Source organism: Pseudomonas sp. ENNP23 (assembly GCF_001728945.1).
Classification (GTDB): domain Bacteria; phylum Pseudomonadota; class Gammaproteobacteria; order Pseudomonadales; family Pseudomonadaceae; genus Metapseudomonas; species Metapseudomonas otitidis.
In genome coordinates this window covers 51594-69105 of record NZ_LYSP01000007.1, presented here as the reverse complement: position 1 = coordinate 69105, position 17512 = coordinate 51594, and the positions used below count along the sequence as shown (strand labels likewise).

At 64.7% G+C, this 17512-nt stretch carries 17 protein-coding genes; 4 read left to right on the top strand and 13 right to left on the bottom strand.

All coding sequences use genetic code 11. From position 1 onward, the window contains the following. Window positions 1-72: 72 nt before the first annotated feature. Window positions 73-300 (bottom strand): hypothetical protein, encoded by a 228-nt coding sequence (locus A9G05_RS06035; RefSeq protein WP_069560104.1) that lies wholly within the window; start codon window positions 298-300, stop codon window positions 73-75. Window positions 301-385: 85 nt separating this feature from the next. Then, entirely contained in the window at window positions 386-1522 is a 1137-nt protein-coding gene (locus A9G05_RS06030) for an acyl-CoA dehydrogenase family protein (protein ID WP_044409625.1), read from the bottom strand. A 239-nt stretch (window positions 1523-1761) separates the two neighbouring features. Here A9G05_RS06030 and A9G05_RS06025 point away from each other — a divergent pair, with 239 nt between their 5' ends. Both A9G05_RS06025 and A9G05_RS06020 read left to right on the top strand, forming a co-directional pair. Next, window positions 1762-2661 (top strand): GlxA family transcriptional regulator, encoded by a 900-nt coding sequence (locus tag A9G05_RS06025; protein ID WP_171902699.1) that lies wholly within the window; start codon window positions 1762-1764, stop codon window positions 2659-2661. Between the two features lie 128 nt (window positions 2662-2789). Then, window positions 2790-3755 carry a hypothetical protein gene (locus tag A9G05_RS06020; RefSeq protein ID WP_069560102.1) on the top strand — a complete coding sequence of 322 codons (966 nt, stop codon included), beginning with the start codon at window positions 2790-2792 and terminating at the stop codon, window positions 3753-3755. Between the two features lie 64 nt (window positions 3756-3819). Here A9G05_RS06020 and zapE read toward each other — a convergent pair whose 3' ends face one another. The 3 genes from zapE to A9G05_RS06005 all read right to left on the bottom strand — a co-directional run bounded on the left by zapE (window position 3820) and on the right by A9G05_RS06005 (window position 7013). Beyond that, window positions 3820-4914 (bottom strand): cell division protein ZapE, encoded by a 1095-nt coding sequence (gene zapE, locus A9G05_RS06015; protein ID WP_044409635.1) that lies wholly within the window; start codon window positions 4912-4914, stop codon window positions 3820-3822. Window positions 4915-5007: 93 nt separating this feature from the next. Continuing rightward, on the bottom strand, window positions 5008-6354 hold the full coding sequence (locus A9G05_RS06010) for a tryptophan--tRNA ligase (RefSeq protein WP_069560101.1): 1347 nt from the start codon (window positions 6352-6354) through the stop codon (window positions 5008-5010). Window positions 6355-6383: 29 nt separating this feature from the next. Continuing rightward, window positions 6384-7013: an alpha/beta hydrolase gene (locus A9G05_RS06005; protein WP_069560100.1), complete on the bottom strand. Its 630-nt coding sequence runs from the start codon at window positions 7011-7013 to the stop codon at window positions 6384-6386. Window positions 7014-7141: 128 nt separating this feature from the next. On the opposite strand from A9G05_RS06005, the gene A9G05_RS06000 reads away from it, so the two are divergent. After that, the gene (locus A9G05_RS06000) at window positions 7142-7582 is read left to right on the top strand and encodes a YhcB family protein (RefSeq protein WP_069560099.1); all 441 of its coding nucleotides are present in this window, start codon (window positions 7142-7144) and stop codon (window positions 7580-7582) included. 118 nt (window positions 7583-7700) lie between these two features. Here the strand turns inward: A9G05_RS06000 and cysN are convergent, their stop codons facing one another. The 3 genes from cysN to A9G05_RS05985 form a co-directional block, all read right to left on the bottom strand. After that, entirely contained in the window at window positions 7701-9593 is a 1893-nt protein-coding gene (cysN, locus tag A9G05_RS05995) for a sulfate adenylyltransferase subunit CysN (RefSeq protein WP_069560098.1), read from the bottom strand. Between the two features lie 12 nt (window positions 9594-9605). Beyond that, entirely contained in the window at window positions 9606-10523 is a 918-nt protein-coding gene (gene cysD / locus A9G05_RS05990; protein ID WP_069560097.1) for a sulfate adenylyltransferase subunit CysD, read from the bottom strand. Between the two features lie 146 nt (window positions 10524-10669). Further along, window positions 10670-11428 carry a Nif3-like dinuclear metal center hexameric protein gene (locus A9G05_RS05985; RefSeq protein WP_069560096.1) on the bottom strand — a complete coding sequence of 253 codons (759 nt, stop codon included), beginning with the start codon at window positions 11426-11428 and terminating at the stop codon, window positions 10670-10672. A 114-nt stretch (window positions 11429-11542) separates the two neighbouring features. On the opposite strand from A9G05_RS05985, the gene algW reads away from it, so the two are divergent. Beyond that, on the top strand, window positions 11543-12700 hold the full coding sequence (algW, locus tag A9G05_RS05980) for a Do family serine endopeptidase AlgW (protein ID WP_069560095.1): 1158 nt from the start codon (window positions 11543-11545) through the stop codon (window positions 12698-12700). Between the two features lie 65 nt (window positions 12701-12765). Here algW and hisC read toward each other — a convergent pair whose 3' ends face one another. The 5 genes from hisC to A9G05_RS05955 all read right to left on the bottom strand — a co-directional run bounded on the left by hisC (window position 12766) and on the right by A9G05_RS05955 (window position 17467). After that, on the bottom strand, window positions 12766-13818 hold the full coding sequence (gene hisC, locus A9G05_RS05975) for a histidinol-phosphate transaminase (RefSeq protein WP_069560094.1): 1053 nt from the start codon (window positions 13816-13818) through the stop codon (window positions 12766-12768). A gap of 2 nt (window positions 13819-13820) precedes the next feature. Further along, on the bottom strand, window positions 13821-15134 hold the full coding sequence (gene hisD / locus A9G05_RS05970) for a histidinol dehydrogenase (protein WP_069560093.1): 1314 nt from the start codon (window positions 15132-15134) through the stop codon (window positions 13821-13823). Window positions 15135-15291: 157 nt separating this feature from the next. Then, window positions 15292-15927: an ATP phosphoribosyltransferase gene (gene hisG, locus A9G05_RS05965; protein WP_069560092.1), complete on the bottom strand. Its 636-nt coding sequence runs from the start codon at window positions 15925-15927 to the stop codon at window positions 15292-15294. Window positions 15928-15939: 12 nt separating this feature from the next. Then, entirely contained in the window at window positions 15940-17205 is a 1266-nt protein-coding gene (gene murA / locus A9G05_RS05960) for a UDP-N-acetylglucosamine 1-carboxyvinyltransferase (protein WP_069560091.1), read from the bottom strand. Window positions 17206-17227: 22 nt separating this feature from the next. Beyond that, complete coding sequence (locus A9G05_RS05955) at window positions 17228-17467, bottom strand: BolA family protein (protein WP_044409669.1); 240 nt, start codon at window positions 17465-17467, stop codon at window positions 17228-17230. Between the last annotated feature and the right edge of the window lie 45 nt (window positions 17468-17512).

The following is a 17512-nucleotide window of genomic DNA, read 5'->3' as shown; positions in this document are numbered from 1 at the left end:
TGTCGCCTCGCCGGGTCAGTTCTGGCAGCCGATAACCTCGACAACCACGCAAGACCAACTCCAGCGCGCAGCTCATCGACAACCGTTGCCCGGGCGACACCACCGGCGGCGCACGCCATCCCGGCTGCGCAGCATCCAGCCGATCTGCTCGCCCTCATGCTCCAGTGGCACATGCTTGCCCCGCGCAATGCCTGACTCAGCGTGATGCCCCACAAGCACCACCCGCGCGGCCAGTTCACCCTGCAGGCGCTTGGCGTGGCGGACGCTGCCGTCCCAGTCATCGAAGGGGGAAGTACTCATGAACGGGCTCCGGAAAATCGACACAGGGTAGACCCGGAGCCAGCGGGAAGGGTCCGCCGCACTGCCCGGCGGCGGAACCGGGGCCTTACAGCGAACGGGCAATGATCTCCTTCATGATCTCGTTGGTGCCCGCATAGATGCGCTGCACGCGAGCATCTGCCCAGGCGCGTGCTACCGGGTACTCCCACATGAACCCATAGCCACCGTGCAGCTGCACGCACTCATCCAGCACCTTGCACTGCAGGTCCGTGCCCCAGTACTTGAGCATTGCGGCTGTCGGAACGTCGAGCTTGCGCTGCAGGTGCAGCTCCAGGCAGCGGTCGACGAAGACCCGGCCGATCTGGATCTCGGTGGCCATTTCCGCCAGCTTGAAGCGCGTGTTCTGGAACTCCGCGATGGCCTTGCCGAACGCCTTGCGGTCGCGGGTGTAGTCGAGGGTCCACTTCAGCGCCGCCTCCGCCGAAGCCAGTGCCCCGATGCCCACCGTCAGGCGTTCCTGAGGCAGCTCCTGCATCAGGTAGGCGAAGCCCATGCCCGCCTGGCCCAGCAGGTTCTCCTTGGGTACCCGGACGTCCTGGAAGAACAGCTCGGAAGTGTCCTGAGCCTTCATCCCCACCTTCTCCAGGCGCTTGCCCTTGGAAAAGCCGGGCGTATCCGCCTCCACCAGGAACAGGCTGGTACCCTTGGCCCCCGCCTTGGGATCGGTCTTGGCAACCACGATGACCAGATCGGCCAGGAACCCGTTGGTGATGAAGGTCTTGGAGCCGTTGATCACGTAGTGGTCGCCATCCAGCACCGCCGTGGTCTTCACGCCCTGCAGGTCGGACCCCGCCCCGGGCTCGGTCATGGCGATGGCCGTCACCAGCTCGCCGCTGACCAGGCGCGGCAGGTACTTCTCCTTCTGCGCCTCGCTGCCGTAGTGAAGGATGTAGGGCGCCACGATGTCCGAATGCAACGAGAAGCCGATGCCGGTGAGGCCCAGGCGACCGATCTCCTCGATCACCACCGTGCTGTAGAGGAAGTCGGCCCCGACACCGCCATAAGCCTCGGGAATGTGGGAGCAGAGCAGCCCCGCCTCCCCCGCCTTGTTCCACAAGGCCCGATCCACGTGGCCATCCTTCTCCCACTGGTGATGGAAGGGCACCGCCTCCTCTTCGAGGAAGCGGCGCACGCTATCACGGAAGAGTTCATGTTCGGGGCTGAAGAGCGTTCTAGGGATCATCGCGTCACCTTCACGGGCAGTCGGTCGAAGAAGGCCCCGACTGTAGGACAGGCCTGCGCCGGCACACACTGGACACTTGCGACAAAAAATAAGACGATCCAGCCGCCTAATGACCGCTTTCCCCTAATAAGAACAAGACCATGACCATTCAGCAGTCCCCCACCCTAAGGCGGGTGAGCATCCTCGCCACCGACGGCGTCTTCGCCTCCACCCTCATGCAGGCCAAGGACTTCTTCCACATGGCCAGCCTGCGCTACAGCAAGCTGCAGGGCCTGGGGCTGAGGCCCGCGTTCCAGATCAACCTGGTCAGCCCGGATGGGCAGCCGGTACGCAGTTTCAGCGAAGTGACCATGCCGGTGGACGGTTCCCTGGATGCCGCCGACGTCATCATCCTCCCCGCGTTCTGGGACGACTTCGACGCCCAGTGCGCGCGCTACCCCCAGATACTGCCCTGGCTGCGCGAGCGGCACGGCGCCGGCAGCATGATCTGCGGCGAAGCGACCGGCGTGTTCTGGATGGCCCAGGCCGGGCTGCTGGACGGCAAGGAGGCGACCACCTACTGGCGCTTCTTCCGTGAGTTCGCCGAGCGCTTCCCCAAGGTCCAGCTCAACCAGGACAAGCACCTCTCCGACGCCGACAACCTCTATTGCGCTGGCGGCGTCACCTCCGCCTGCGACCTGTACATCTACATGATCGAGCGCTTCTGCGGCGCCTCCATCGCCCAGGCGGTCTCCCGCGACATCCTCTACGAGGTCCAGCGCAGCTACTCGCCCGGGCGCATCGGCTTCGGCGGACAGAAGCTGCACCAGGACGTCACCATCCTGCAGATCCAGCATTGGCTCGAGGAGCACTACGCCGACAAGTTCCGCTTCGAGGACGTGGCCCGGGATCACGGCATGAGCATCCGCAACTTCATGCGGCGCTTCCAGGCCGCCACCGGTGACAAACCGCTGCACTACCTGCAACGGTTACGCATCGAAACAGCCAAGGGCCTGCTCTCCGCCACCCGCAAGAGCATCAAGACCATCAGCTACGAAGTGGGCTACGACGACGCCAGCTTCTTCGCCCGACTGTTCCGCCAGCACACGACCCTGTCGCCCAACCAGTACCGCCGGCAGTTCCAGCACAAAGGCGACTGACGCGGCCATCCCAAGGATGGGTTGGCCCCCAGGGTGAGCATCTTATGATCCGCGCCAGGCCCTAGCGGGCTCTCGACCCTTCGCCGCCCGAGGGCGGATGCGCAGAACAACAAGAAAGGTACTCTCCCATGCGCCGCTACCTGCTCGCCCTGCTGGCTGCCGCCAGCCTTCATGCCACTGCCGACGACAGCTGGAAACCCTTCCCCTACGACCAGTCCGCCTACGACTATTCCGGCGACAAGCTGCGCCAGGCCTGGCCCCAGCTGATGCGTGGCTTCGGCCCCGACTACCCGTTCCCCGATGCCGACTGGGTGGTGACCATGGCCACCCAGAACCCCAAGGCACTGGAGATGACCGTAGCCGGCAACACCGGCTTCACCGGCAAGCCCGAGGAAGCAGAGGTCTACGCCGCGCGCTTGCAGGACGTCTGGCGACTGATGTTCCGTGGCGATTTCGAACAGGCGAAGAAGAAGGGCCTGGAACTGGGCGTGGGCGGCCAGGTGCCAGCGATGTTCGCCCAGGTGATCTACGCCATGTTCCTCGCCCCCGACCAGGCCGAGAAACACCGCCTGCTGGAGGAAGTCATCACGTACACCGACGAGGCCGGCGAGCTGGTCCAGGCCGACACCGTGGCCCAGTTCGGCCGCGTCTACGCCAAGGCACGCCTGGGCGAGGAGCTGTCGGTGCCGGTGGTGCTCAAGCGCGGCTACACCAGCCAGATCCCCGAGGAACTGGACGCCCTGCTGAAGAAACAGCCTCGCCAACCCTTCGCCCTCGCCCTTTATGGCGGCTACGAAGCCGGGGTGATCCGCAAGGTCGGCAAGCTGGTGGGCAAGATGACCTACGGGGTCAGCGCGGACAAGATGGAGCAGTACTTCACCCGCTCCTTCACCGCCAAGGACGATCTGCCCATCGGCCACTACGAATACGCCAACGCCCTGGTCTACGTGTACGGCGAAGACGAGCAGGAAAAGGTGCTGGAGCACCTGCGCAAGGCGGTGGCCATCAAGCCCATCAACGCCATGGAGGCGCTCGAGGTGGCCCACGCGCAGCAACTGCTCAAGCAATACGAGAAGGAAGTGGCCCAACGCTGAGCGCGAAAGGCGGAAATGAAAAAAGGGCAGGTCCGAGACCTGCCCTTTTTCATGCCTGCACGCCTCAGGGCTTGTGCGGGCGGGAGAGGAACTCGTGGGACTGCATCTCCAGCAGGCGGCTCAGGGTGCGCTGGAACTCGAAGTTCAAGCGGCCACCGCTGTAGAGGTCCTTCAGCTCCACCTCGGCGGAGATGATCAGCTTCACGTTGCGGTCGTAGAACTCGTCCACCAGGTTGATGAAGCGACGCGCCATGTCGTCCTTGGCTACGCCCATCTGCTCGACGTTGGCCAGGATGATCGCGTGGAAGATCTTGCCCAGCTCGATGTAGTCGTTCTGGCTGCGCGGGCCATCGCACAGCTCGCGGAACTCGAACCAGGCGACGTCTTCGCAGACGCGCACGGCACGGATCTCGCGGTTCTCCACCATCAGCACCTCGCCCTCCTGGGCATGGGTGCAGTCCGGCAGCAGGCTCTTGAAGCTGGCCTTCAGACTGGCCTCGGAGGCCGGGCCCAGCGGCCAGTGGTAGAGCTCGGCCTGCTCCAGGGCACGCAGGCGATAGTCCACGCCGCTGTCGACGTTGACGATCTCGGTGTGCTCCTTGAGCAGCGCAATGGCCGGCAGGAAGCGCGCGCGCTGCAGGCCGTCCTTGTAGAGGCCGTCCGGGACGATGTTGGAGGTGGCCACCAGCGAGACACCGTTCTTGAACAGCTCTTCCAGCAACGTGGCAAGGATCATCGCGTCGGTGATGTCGGAGACGAAGAACTCATCGAAGCAGATGACCCGGGCCTCGTCGGCAAAGCGCTTGCCGATGATGGTCAGCGGGTTCTTCTCGCCCTTGAGGGTCTTCATCTCCTCGTGGACGCGCTTCATGAAGCGGTGGAAGTGCGTGCGCATCTTCTGCTTGAAGGGCAGCGCATCGAAGAAGGTGTCCACCAGGTAGGTCTTGCCGCGGCCGACCCCGCCCCAGAAGTAGAGCCCCTTCACCGGTCCCTGGCGTTTCTTGCCGAACAGGCCGCCGAACAGCCCGGGCTTGGCTCGCTCATCGGCGATCAGGTCGTCGTAGAGCCGCTGCAGATGACGCACGGCATTTTCCTGCGCCGCGTCGTGGAAGAAGTCCGGCCGCTTGAGGTCGGCCTGATAGCGCTCGAGGGGGGTCATGATCGATAGCAAGGCAAGGAAAAACGGGGCCGTCACTTTAGCGACGGCCCCGTTGATTGGCAATCAGCCGGAATGCGGGCTTGCGCCGGGCATTCAGTCTTGCGGTGCAAGCGCCTCGCGCAGCCGCTCGATGGCCTGCTCGCAAGCCTGAACGTCGGCGAAGGCCGGGCTCTGTGCCACGGCCGCGCCGTCCAGCCACACCGCGAAGGCATTGCCGTCCACGCGAATATCCAGGGCCTCGCCGGCCTGCAGGCGCTTGGTCACCTGGCCGGCTGCCTTGCCGTCGGCAAAGGCGCTGGAGAGCAGCAGTTGCTCGCCCGCGGCATCCAGCAGGCGGAAGCGGAAGCTGCCGTCGTCCTCGCGGAAGCTGACGAAGCGCGCGCTCTTGGTCGCCTTCTTCTTGCCGCCTTCATTGCCCTGCACCGCGCTACGGAAGGAACGCAGGCCGACCGCTTCGCGCAGTTCGTTGAGGAAGGGCGTCGCGGTCTTGCGAGCCTTGGCGGCACCGGCCAGGAGGATGTCCTCCAGATCCGCCGGGCGCTCGATCAGTGCGTGGTAACGCTCGCGGGCCTCGCCCAGCTCGTTGTCCAGCAACTGGAACAGGCGCTGCTTGGCCTCGCCCCAGGCCAGGCCATCAAGCAGTTCGGCACGGAACGCGGCCAGTTGCTCCGGCGTGGCGAAGGCCTGGTAGAGGGTGAACAGGTGAGCGCTGTCCGGGTCCTTCGGCTCACCCGGCGCGCGGGAGTCGGTGACGATGCGGGCGATCGCATCCTTGAGCTGCTTGGCACTGCCGAACAGCGGGATGGTGTTGTCGTAGCTCTTGGACATCTTGCGACCATCGAGGCCGGGCAGCGTCGCCACTTCTTCCTCGATCACCGCCTCGGGCAGAGTGAACAGCTCGCGACCGGCACCGAACAAGTGGTTGAAGCGCTGGCCGATATCGCGTGCCATCTCCACGTGCTGGATCTGGTCGCGGCCGACCGGCACCTTGTGGGCGTTGAACATGAGGATGTCCGCCGCCATCAGCACCGGGTAGCTGTACAGGCCCATGGTGACGCCGGCGTCCGGGTCTTCGCCGGCCTCGACGTTCTTGTCCACCGAGGCCTTGTAGGCATGGGCGCGGTTCAGCAGGCCCTTGGCGCTGACGCAGGTGAGCAGCCAGGTGAGTTCGGGGATCTCGGGAATGTCGGACTGGCGGTAGAAAGTCGCCTTGTCGGTATCCAGCCCGCAGGCCAGCCAGGTGGCGGCGATCTCCAGGCGGGAACGCTGGATGCGCGCGGGGTCGTCGCACTTGATCAGCGCATGGTAGTCGGCCAGGAAGTAGAACGAATCCACATCGCCGGCACGGCTGGCGACGATGGCGGGACGGATGGCACCGGCGTAGTTGCCCAGGTGGGGCGTGCCGGTGGTGGTGATACCGGTGAGGATACGAGTGGTCATGGTTTTCGCTTGTCGGACTTCGTTCGGAATCAGAGACGCGGCAGGACCAGGTCCTTAAGATCGGTCAGCTTGCCGTGGAAGAAGTGGCCGCATTCTGCCACTTTCAGCAACTCATGGGGGCGTGTCAGGCTCGCGCACCAGTCATACACCGCCTGGGGTGGAACCACCTCGTCGGCCTCAGGCTGGATCACCGTCAGCGCCGCGCGCTCGGGCAGCTCGGCCGGATCGGCAAGGCGCATCACCGCTGGGGCCACCATCACCAATCGGGGTACTTCGCCCCCCTCGCGTTCCAGCCGCCCTGCCAGGCTCGCCGCCACGAAACCGCCGAAGGAGAAGCCCAGCAGCGTCAACGGCTGGCCGGGATGCTGCTCGATGAACCAGCGGGCAGCCGCCTCGGCATCGTCCACCTCGCCGGTGCTCATGTCGTGGCTGCCGGCGCTGGCACCTACGCCCCGGTAGTTGAAGCGCAACGTGGCGTAGCCTGCATCACGCGAGGTGCGCTGGAGGGTGGAGACCACCTTGTTGAGCATGGTCCCACCCTGCACGGGGTTCGGGTGGCAGATCAGCGCCAGCCCACGGGCGTCGGGCAGGTCGAGGTGAAGTGCCTCCAGCGACCCGCAAGGCCCCTGGAGCAGGATGGGATTTTCACGATTGGACAACGGGAACTCCGTGACCCCAGGCCGGGTCGACTCGTCTTGGTTAGGCACCACATAGGGCTTGCGTCGCGGTATACAGCGCAGATTCGAGCCGTTAACGTAAAGCAAAGCCGCTTATAGAGGAAGGACTCGTGGAACAGTCGCTCACGGCCTGGTTGTTACCGGCCCTCGCCCTGCTCGCCGGCATCGGCATCGGTTTCTTGGTGGCCCGCGTGCTGCCGGGCACCTCCCCCAATCGCACCCAGCGCCAGCTGGACGACCTGCAGGCCCGCTTCGACACCTACCAGAGCGAAGTGGTCACCCACTTCAACACCACCGCCAGCCTGGTCAAGAAACTCACCCAGAGCTATCAGGAGGTACAGGAACACCTGTCCGAAGGCGCCAACCGCCTCGCCCTCGACGAGCTGACCCGCCAGCGCCTGCTGGCTGCCCTGCACGCCGACGACGCCCCCGGCACCCGGGAGCGCCTGACACCGCCGCGCAGCAACGAGGCGCCCAAGGACTACGCCCCGAAAGCCCCTGACTCACCGGGTACGCTGGACGAGGGCTTCGGCCTCAAGGGCAAGTACTGATCCAACGTGCTGAAAACAGAAGGCCCCGCACATGCGGGGCCTTCTTCATGGGGCACAGCTCAGCGCCAGTTCCAAAGAAAATGCCCCGCCTGAGCGGGGCATTTTCGTGGAGCGGCGCTTAGATCAGGCCGCGACTGCGCAACAGGTCGAGGACTGCCTTGGCCCCCTCCTCCACCGACAGGCTCTGGGTGTCGACCACCAGGTCGGCATTCAGCGGAATGTCGTAGGGGAAGGACTCGCCCGGGATGTTGTCCTGGCCGGCCGCGTAGAGCCCCTGAGGATCACGCTCACGGCATGCCTGCGGCGAGGCCTGCACGTAGACGGTGATCAGCCGCTCGGGACCGATGAGCGACGTGGCCTGCTCGCGACCTTCGGCATCCGGCGCGACGAAGGCGGCCAGGGTCAGCAGGCCGGCTTCGTTGAACTGACGCGCCATCTGGGCGGCACGGCGCCAATTCTCGGTGCGGCCCGCGCGGTCCTGCGGCAGTCCCTTGTTCAGGTCGTGGCGCAGGTTCTGGCCATCCAGCACGTAGACGGCGCGCCCCGCATCGAACAGCTTGCGCTCCACGGCATAGGCCAGGGTGCTCTTGCCTGCGCCGGAAAGGCCGGTGAACAGCACGGTGGCCGGCTGCTGGCCGAAGCGCGCGGCGCGCTCCTCGCTGCTGACGTGACCAAGGGGATCACGATGGCCCGCGCCGGACTGAGGCTCGGCGATGATCATGCCGGCGCCGACGGTGCCGTTGGTAAGGCGGTCGATGACGATGAACGCACCAGTGGTGCGGTTCTGCTCGTAGCCATCGAGGGCGATGGGCGCGTCGAGGCTGACCTTGACCCGGGCGATCTCGTTCAGTTGCAGGCTGCTGGCAGCGGCCTGCTCCAGGGTGTTCACGTCCACCTTGTGGGTGATGCTGGGGATGGAGCCCGGCACGTAGCTGGTGGCGCGCTTGATATCGTACTTCTTGCCCGGAAGCATCGGCTCCTCGGACATCCACACCAGCATCGCGTCGAACGCATCGCTGACCAGCGGGCGATTGTCGGCATGCACCAGCATGTCGCCACGGGATACGTCGATCTCGTCTTCCAGGGTCAGGGTGATCGCCTGGCCCGGGCCGGCCTGCTCCAGCTCGCCTTCGAAGGTGACGATGGATTTGACGCGGCTGCCCTTGCCCGACGGTAACACCACCACTTCGTCGCCCTTGTGCACCACGCCGCTGGCGAGGGTGCCAGAGAAGCCACGGAAGTTCAGGTTGGGGCGGTTCACGTACTGCACGGGGAAGCGCATGTCGTCGAGGTTGCGGTCACCACTGATCTCGACGCTCTCGAGGATCTCCATCAACGGCTGGCCGGTGTACCAGGGCGAACGCTCGCTGCGGTTGACCACGTTGTCGCCCTTCAGCGCCGACATCGGCACGAAGTGCAGGGAGCTGGGCTTGAGGCCGATGCGCTCGGCGAACTGCAGGTAGTCCGCCTTGATCGACTCGAACACGTCCTGGTCGAAGTCCTTGAGGTCCATCTTGTTGATCGCCACGACGATGTGGCGGATGCCCAGCAGGGACGCGATGTAGCTGTGGCGGCGGGTCTGGGTCTGCACGCCGTAGCGGGCATCCACCAGGATGATCGCCAGGTCGCAGGTGGAGGCCCCGGTGGCCATGTTGCGGGTGTACTGCTCGTGGCCGGGGGTGTCGGCGATGATGAATTTGCGCTTGGCGGTGCTGAAGTAACGATAGGCCACGTCGATGGTGATGCCCTGCTCGCGCTCGGCCTGGAGGCCGTCCACCAGCAGGGCGAGGTCGACGTCGTCACCGGTGGTGCCGACCTTCTTGGAATCACGGGTGATGGCTTCGAGGTGGTCCTCGTAGATCATCTTGGAGTCATGCAGCAGGCGCCCGATCAGGGTGCTCTTGCCGTCGTCGACGTTGCCGCAGGTGAGGAAGCGCAGCAGTTCCTTGCGCTCGTGCTGGGCCAGGTAGGCGAGGATGTCCTGGCTGATCAGATCGGATTGGTGGCTCATGGTGCGGAATCCTTAGAAGTAGCCCTGACGTTTCTTCTCTTCCATCGAACCGGCCTGGTCATGGTCGATGACACGGCCCTGGCGTTCGGAGGTACGGGTCAGGAGCATTTCCTGGATGATTTCCGGCAGCGACTGGGCGGTGGACTCCACCGCACCGGTGAGCGGGTAGCAGCCCAGGGTGCGGAAACGCACCATCTTCTTCTGGATGCTGGCCTTCTGCTCGGGCGTCAGGTGCTCGAGGATGCGCGCATCGTCGATCATGATCAGCGCGCCGTTCATCTCGATCACTTCGCGCTCGGCGGCGAAGTACAGCGGGACGATCGGGATCTGCTCGAGGTAGATGTATTGCCAGATGTCCAGCTCGGTCCAGTTGGACAGCGGGAACACGCGGATCGACTCGCCCTTCTTCACCTTGCCGTTGTAGACGTTCCACAGCTCGGGGCGCTGGTTCTTCGGGTCCCAGCGGTGCTTGCTGTCGCGGAAGGAGTACACGCGCTCCTTGGCGCGGGACTTCTCCTCGTCACGGCGGGCGCCACCGAAGGCGGCATCGAAGCCGTACTTGTCGAGCGCCTGCTTGAGGCCCTCGGTCTTCATGATGTCGGTGTGCTTGGCACTGCCGTGTGTGAAGGGGTTGATGCCCTGGGCCTTGCCCTCGGGGTTCACGTGGGTAATCAGCTCGAGCCCCAGTTCGCTGACCATCCTGTCGCGGAACCGGTACATCTCCTGGAACTTCCACTGGGTGTCCACATGCATCACCGGGAACGGCAGCTTGCCCGGGAAGAAGGCCTTGCGTGCCAGGTGGAGCATCACGGCAGAGTCCTTGCCGATGGAGTAGAGCATCACCGGGTTGTCGAATTCGGCGGCCACCTCACGAATGATGTGGATACTTTCCGCCTCCAGCTGTTTCAGGTGCGTCAGTTTATCGAGCATGGCTACTCACGGATTTCGGTCTTATACGACGGCCTTCGGGCCGTGGACGAGCGCGCACTCTAGCACAGCACCTTCTTATATTGAGGCGCCCTGTTAGAACGAAACGATCTAGTTATATAGCCACGGAAACGGGCGCCGAAAGCACCTCAAACCGGATTGGTGCAGTCGATGAACAGGTGCTCGATGGCGAAGCGCCGGGCCAGGTATTCGCCCAGTGCCTGCACGCCATAGCGCTCGGTGGCATGGTGGCCGGCAGCGATGAAGCTGACATCGTTTTCCCGCGCGCTGTGGAAGGTCTGCTCGGATGCCTCACCGGTGAGATAGAGGTCGACGCCTGCCGCGATGGCCGTGTCGATGTAGCCCTGGCCGCCGCCGGTACACCAGCCGATGCGCTGGATCGCCCGCGATCCCTCCACCAGCAGCGGTTCGCGGCCGAGCACGTCGCGCACGCGCCGGGCGAAGTCCAGCGCCGCCATCGGCTCGGACAATGAGCCGACCAGGCCGACCACCTTGGCATCGTTCGGGTCTAGCGGGCCCTCCACGGTGACGTCGAGCTGCCGTGCCAACTGCACGTTGTTGCCCACCTCGGGGTGAACATCGAGCGGCAGGTGATAGGCCAGCAGGCTGATGTCGTGGGTGAGCAGCGTCTTCAATCGACGCTGCTTGATGCCGGTAACGCAGGGGTTCTCGCCCTTCCAGAAATAGCCGTGGTGAACCAGCACCACGTCCGCCTCAACATCCACCGCTGCATCCAGCAGGGCCTGGCTTGCCGTAACACCGCTGACGATGCGCCGCACCTGGGGGCGCCCCTCCACCTGCAGTCCGTTGGGGCAGTAGTCGCTGATGCGCGCCGCGCTCAGGTAACGATCCGCTTCTTCCACCAGGGTGGTCAGTGCGATAGCCATCCGCCTCTCCTCACAAGCTGTTTCGCGCGGCTATTTTCTTCGTCGCCGCCCCGTATAATGGCCGCCACCTTAAAGGGGGCCTCTCCCCCCTCGCAACCCTCAGGATTCCACTCGATGTCCAAGGCCCTGCGTTTCTTCGGCTGGCCCCTGCTTGTCGGCGTACTGGTCGCCCTGTTGATCATCCAGCAGTACCCCGAACTGGTGGGCCTGCCCCGCCAGGAAGTCCACCTTCAGGAAGCACCCCGCTACAGCGTGTCGCGACCCGGCCCCCAGTCCTACGCCGAGGCGGTGGACAGCGCATCACCTGCGGTGGTCAACCTCTACACCACCAAAGTGGTGAGCAAGCCGGCGCACCCTCTGTTCGACGACCCGCAGTTCCGCCGCTTCTTCGGTGACAACCTGCCCCGCCAGCGCCGCATGGAGTCCAGCCTGGGCTCGGCGGTGATCATGAGCCCTGAGGGCTACCTGCTGACCAACAACCACGTCACCGCCGGTGCCGAGCAGATCGTCGTCGCCCTCAAGGACGGTCGCGAAACTCTGGCTCGCCTGGTAGGCAGCGACCCGGAAACGGACCTGGCGGTTCTCAAGATCGACCTCGACAACCTGCCGGCCATCACCCTCGGGCGTTCCGACGCCATCCGCATCGGCGATGTCGCCCTGGCCATCGGCAATCCGTTCGGAGTCGGCCAGACGGTGACCATGGGCATCATCAGCGCCACTGGTCGCAACCAGTTGGGCTTGAACACCTACGAGGATTTCATCCAGACCGATGCTGCCATCAACCCAGGTAACTCCGGGGGCGCGCTGGTGGATGCCGCCGGCAACCTGGTGGGCATCAACACCGCGATCTTCTCCCGCACCGGCGGCTCCCAGGGCATTGGTTTTGCCATCCCCACCAAACTGGCCCTGGAGGTAATGAGAGCCATCATCGAGCACGGCCAGGTGATCCGTGGCTGGCTGGGCATCGAGGTGCAGCCGCTGACGCCAGAACTGGCGGAGTCCTTCGGCCTCACCGGCCGCCCCGGCATCGTGGTCGCCGGCATCTACCGCGACAGCCCAGCCCAGCGCGCCAACCTGCTACCGGGGGACATCATCCTCGCCATCGACGGTGAGCCAGCAGGTGATGGGCGACGTTCGATGAATCAGGTGGCGCGCACCAAGCCTGGCGAGAAGGTCAGCATCCAGGTGTTGCGCAACGGCAAGCTGCTGGAGTTGGTGGCAGCAGTGGGGCTACGCCCACCCCAGCAGACGGCGCCAGTCGGAAACGAGTAAGCGGTATCGACCACCGATGAAAAAGCCGAGGAACATGCCTCGGCTTTTTCGTTACTGACTCGCGATCAACCCACGTCCAGGGCATCCAGCAGCGCCTGGTTCTGCTCCGGCGTGCCGATGGTGATGCGCAGGAACTGGGCGATGCGCGCCTGCTTGAAGTGACGCACGATAACGCCCTTCTCCCGCAGCCCCGCGGCGATACCAGCGGCATCCTTGTCCGGGTGCCGGGCGAAGACGAAGTTCGCCGCCGACGGCAGTACGTCGAAACCACGGGTCTCAAGCGCCGCCACCAGTTGCTCGCGGCTGTGGATGACGCGCTGGCGGGTTTCATCGAACCAGGCGCGATCATCGAAGGCCGCCGCCGCACCGGCAATGGCCATGCGATCCAGCGGGTAGGAGTTGAAGCTGTTCTTGATCCGCTCGAGGGCCTCGATCAGGTCCGGGTGCCCCACCGCAAGGCCCACACGCAGGCCGGCCAGGGAGCGGGACTTGGACAGGGTCTGGGTCACCAGCAGATTCGCATAGCGATCGACCAAGGCGATGGCGCTCTCTCCACCGAAGTCGATGTAAGCCTCGTCGACCACCACCACCGAGTCCGGGCTGCCTTCCAGCAGGGCCTCCAAGGCGCCCAGGGTCAGCAGGCAGCCAGTGGGCGCATTCGGGTTGGGGAAGATGATGCCGCCGTTGGGGCGTGCGTAGTCCTCCACACGGATCTGGAACTGTTCGTCCAGCGGCACCGCCTCGAAGGGGATGCCATAGAGGCCGCAGTAGACCGGGTAGAAGCTGTAGGTCACGTCGGGGAACAGCAGCGGGCGGCCGTGCTGGAACAGGCCGTGGAAGATGTGCGCCAGCACCTCGTCCGAGCCGTTGCCGACGAACACCTGGGCCGTGGTCACACCGTAGTGGTCGGCAACGGATTGCTTGAGGCGTTCGCTGTTCGGGTCCGGGTAGAGGCGCAGGCTATCGCCCAGCTCTGCCTGCATCGCGGCGATGGCCTTCGGCGAAGGGCCATAGGGATTCTCGTTGGTGTTCAGCTTCACCAGGTTGGCGATCTTCGGCTGTTCACCCGGTACGTAGGGCACCAGTTCCTTGACGAAGGGACTCCAGAACTTGCTCATGCTTATTCCCCCTTGATCCGGTATTCGGCACTGCGGGCGTGGGCGGTCAGCGACTCGCCACGGGCCAGTACGGACGCCGTCTTGCCCAGCTCGGACGCGCCATCAGCGGAGCAGTAGATGATCGACGAACGTTTCTGGAAGTCATACACGCCCAGCGGAGAGGAAAAACGCGCGGTGCCGGACGTCGGCAGCACGTGGTTCGGGCCGGCGCAGTAGTCGCCCAGGGCCTCGGCGGTGTAGCGGCCCATGAAGATGGCGCCGGCGTGGCGGATGTGTGGCAGCCAGGCCTCGGGCTCGGCCACCGAGAGCTCCAGGTGTTCCGGGGCGATGCGGTTGGCTACCACGCAGGCCTGGGCCGGGTCGACGACCTGGATCAGCGCTCCGCGGTTGCTTAGGGAGGTGCGAATTATCTCGGCACGCTCCATGGTCGGCAGCAGCCTGTCGATGCTGGCAGCCACCTTGTCGAGAAACGCGGCATCAGGGCTGACCAGGATGGCCTGGGCATCCTCGTCGTGCTCGGCCTGAGAGAACAGGTCCATGGCGATCCAGTCCGGGTCGGTGTCACCGTCGCAGACCACCAGGATCTCCGACGGGCCGGCGATCATGTCAATGCCCACCTGGCCGAAGACGTGGCGCTTGGCGGTGGCCACGTAGATGTTGCCGGGGCCGACGATCTTGTCCACACGCGGCACGCTCTCGGTGCCGTAGGCCAGCGCGGCCACGGCCTGGGCGCCACCGATGGTGAAGACGCGGTCGACGCCGGCCACACAGGCGGCGGCGAGGACGATCTCGTTGATCTCACCACGGGGGGTCGGCACCACCATCACCACTTCGGCCACGCCGGCGACCTTGGCCGGGATGGCATTCATCAGCACGGAAGACGGGTAGGAGGCCTTGCCACCCGGTACGTAAAGGCCGGCACGGTCCAGCGGGGTGACCTGCTGCCCCAGCACGGTGCCGTCGGCCTCGGTGTAGGTCCAGGAGTCCTGCTTCTGCTTCTCGTGGTACAGGCGCACCCGCTCGGCGGCTTTCTCCAGCGCCTGGCGCTGTTCGGCGGTGATGCGGGTCAGGGCCAATTCCAGGCGCTCGCGAGGGAGGATCAGCTCCGCCATGGTGGTGGCCTGCACGCCATCGAAGCGCTGGGTGAACTCGACCACGGCTGCATCGCCACGCTCGCGCACGGCCTGGATGATATCGAGGACGCGCTGGTTGACCGCCTCGTCGGAAACGCTTTCCCAGCTCAGCAGATGATCCAGGTGTCGACCGAAGTCTGGATCAGCGGCATTGAGACGACGGATAGCAATGGGAGCAGTCATAGCGAGCCTCTTGTAAGAATGGCGTTAACTCGGGCGCCGCTAGACTACCAAGCCCACCGTGCGGGCACCCGAGAAAATTCGCTATGACACGGATAGGGCCGGAGCTGCACGCCAGGCCTTCTCCCGAGCGGGAAACAGGCCTGGAGGGCAACGGGTATCAGTGACGGTGTCGCTTCTCGACCGCTTCGCGCAGCGTGTCGATCAGGGCCTGGATGCGTGCGTGCTGCATCTTCATCGAGGCCTTGTTGACCACCAGGCGGGAGCTCACGGTGGCGATGAGTTCCTGGGGCTCCAGGCCGTTGGCGCGCAGGGTGTTGCCGGTGTCCACCACGTCGATGATCTTGTCGGCCAGACCGACCAGCGGAGCCAGCTCCATGGAGCCGTAGAGCTTTATCACGTCGACCTGGCGACCCTGTTCGGCGTAGTAACGCTTGGCGACGTTGACGAACTTGGTGGCTACGCGCAGGCGCCCCTTTGGCTCCGGCGCGCCGACCGCACCGGCGGTCATCAGCTTGCAGTTGGCGATCATCAGGTCGAGAGGCTCGTAGAGCCCCTGCCCGCCGTACTCCATCAGCACGTCCTTGCCCGCCACACCAAGGTCGGCTGCGCCGTGTTCGACGTAGGTCGGCACATCGGTAGCACGGACAATCAGCAGGCGGACGTCATCCTGAGTGGTCGGGATGATGAGCTTGCGGCTCTTGTCCGGATTCTCGGTGGGCACGATGCCGGCCTCTGCCAACAGCGGCAGGGTGTCATCGAGAATACGGCCCTTGGACAGCGCGATGGTGAGCATGGGGTTCCCTTGTTAGCCCGGCACGCGGCGGATCTTGGCGCCGAGCAGCTGGAATTTTTCCTCGATGCATTCGTAGCCACGGTCGATGTGGTAGATGCGGTCGATCAGCGTGTCGCCCTCGGCTACCAGACCGGCAATCACCAGGCTGGCGGATGCACGCAGGTCGGTGGCCATCACTGGGGCGCCCTTGAGCTTCGGCACGCCAGTGACAATGGCGGTGTTACCCTCGACCAGGATCTGAGCGCCCATGCGGTTCATCTCATAGACGTGCATGAAACGGTTCTCGAACACGGTTTCGATGACCGCACCGGTGCCTTCGGCCACGGCGTTCATGGAGATGAACTGGGCCTGCATGTCGGTAGGGAATGCAGGATACGGCGCGGTACGCACGTTGACGGCTTTCGGGCGGTTGCCCTTCATGTCCAGCTCGATCCAGTTGTTGCCGGTGCTGATGTGAGCACCCGCTTCTTCCAGCTTGAGCAGAACGGCTTCGAGGATGGTCGGATCGGTATCCTTCAGCTTGACGCGACCGCCTGTGGAGGCAGCGGCGACCAGGTAGGTGCCGGTCTCGATACGGTCGGGCATCACGCTGTAACGTGCACCACCAAGGCGCTTCACGCCATCGATGATGATGGTGTCGGTGCCGGCGCCCTGGATCTGAGCCCCCATGGCGATCAGGCAGTTGGCCAGGTCGACCACTTCCGGTTCGCGGGCGGCGTTTTCCAGCACGGTACGGCCATTGGCCAGGGTGGCGGCCATCATGATGTTCTCGGTACCGGTCACGCTGACGGTATCGAAGAAGAAGTGCGCACCACGCAGACCACCGGCAGGGGCACGGGCCTTGATGTAGCCGCCGTCGACGTCGATCAGCGCCCCCATCGCCTCAAGACCGCGAATATGCAGGTCGACCGGGCGGGAGCCGATGGCGCAGCCACCGGGCAGTGCTACTTCGGCCTGGCCAAAGCGCGCGACCATGGGGCCGAGCACCAGGATCGAGGCGCGCATGGTCTTCACCAGTTCATAGGGCGCGACCAGAGTCTTGATGGAGCTGGCGTCCACTTCAACGCTGAGCTTCTCGTCGATGACCGGCTGCACGCCCATGCGACCGAACAGCTCGATCATGGTGGTGATGTCGTGCAAGTGCGGCAGGTTGCAGACGGTGACCGGGGTATCGGCCAGCAGCGTGGCAGCCAGGATCGGCAGAGCCGAGTTCTTGGCGCCGGAAACGCGGATTTCGCCATCGAGGCGTTGGCCGCCGGTGATAATCAGTTTGTCCATTGGGAGTCTCGTCGCCGGGGGGTCAGGAACGCTCGGCCCAGCCGGCGCGGCTGAAGAATTTCATGGTGACGGCGTGGATGCTGCCGTCGGCGATCCAGGGATTCAGGTGCGAATAGACCTGCTGCTGGCGCTTGACCGGGCTGAGAGCGGCCAGTTCGTCGCTGATCAGGTTCAACTGGAAGTTGCAACCTTCACCTTCCACTTCGACCTGGGTACCGGGCAACTTCGCCTCCAGGAGGCTTTTCACTTCTACGGCCTGCATGCTCAACCTCTATCGGCGCCCTGTGCGCGCGGGTCGGCAATGATA

Excerpts from the sequence above, each read along its gene's own strand:
- A9G05_RS06035 (WP_069560104.1), bottom strand. The coding sequence starts at position 300 with ATGAGTACTTCCCCCTTCGATGACTGGGACGGCAGCGTCCGCCACGCC.
- A9G05_RS06030 (WP_044409625.1), bottom strand. The coding sequence starts at position 1,522 with ATGATCCCTAGAACGCTCTTCAGCCCCGAACATGAACTCTTCCGTGAT.
- A9G05_RS06025 (WP_171902699.1), top strand. The coding sequence starts at position 1,762 with ATGGCCAGCCTGCGCTACAGCAAGCTGCAGGGCCTGGGGCTGAGGCCC.
- A9G05_RS06020 (WP_069560102.1), top strand. The coding sequence starts at position 2,790 with ATGCGCCGCTACCTGCTCGCCCTGCTGGCTGCCGCCAGCCTTCATGCC.
- zapE (WP_044409635.1), bottom strand. The coding sequence starts at position 4,914 with ATGACCCCCCTCGAGCGCTATCAGGCCGACCTCAAGCGGCCGGACTTC.
- A9G05_RS06010 (WP_069560101.1), bottom strand. The coding sequence starts at position 6,354 with ATGACCACTCGTATCCTCACCGGTATCACCACCACCGGCACGCCCCAC.
- cysN (WP_069560098.1), bottom strand. The coding sequence starts at position 9,593 with ATGAGCCACCAATCCGATCTGATCAGCCAGGACATCCTCGCCTACCTG.
- cysD (WP_069560097.1), bottom strand. The coding sequence starts at position 10,523 with ATGCTCGATAAACTGACGCACCTGAAACAGCTGGAGGCGGAAAGTATC.
- A9G05_RS05985 (WP_069560096.1), bottom strand. The coding sequence starts at position 11,428 with ATGGCTATCGCACTGACCACCCTGGTGGAAGAAGCGGATCGTTACCTG.
- algW (WP_069560095.1), top strand. The coding sequence starts at position 11,543 with ATGTCCAAGGCCCTGCGTTTCTTCGGCTGGCCCCTGCTTGTCGGCGTA.
- hisC (WP_069560094.1), bottom strand. The coding sequence starts at position 13,818 with ATGAGCAAGTTCTGGAGTCCCTTCGTCAAGGAACTGGTGCCCTACGTA.
- hisD (WP_069560093.1), bottom strand. The coding sequence starts at position 15,134 with ATGACTGCTCCCATTGCTATCCGTCGTCTCAATGCCGCTGATCCAGAC.
- hisG (WP_069560092.1), bottom strand. The coding sequence starts at position 15,927 with ATGCTCACCATCGCGCTGTCCAAGGGCCGTATTCTCGATGACACCCTG.
- murA (WP_069560091.1), bottom strand. The coding sequence starts at position 17,205 with ATGGACAAACTGATTATCACCGGCGGCCAACGCCTCGATGGCGAAATC.
- A9G05_RS05955 (WP_044409669.1), bottom strand. The coding sequence starts at position 17,467 with ATGCAGGCCGTAGAAGTGAAAAGCCTCCTGGAGGCGAAGTTGCCCGGT.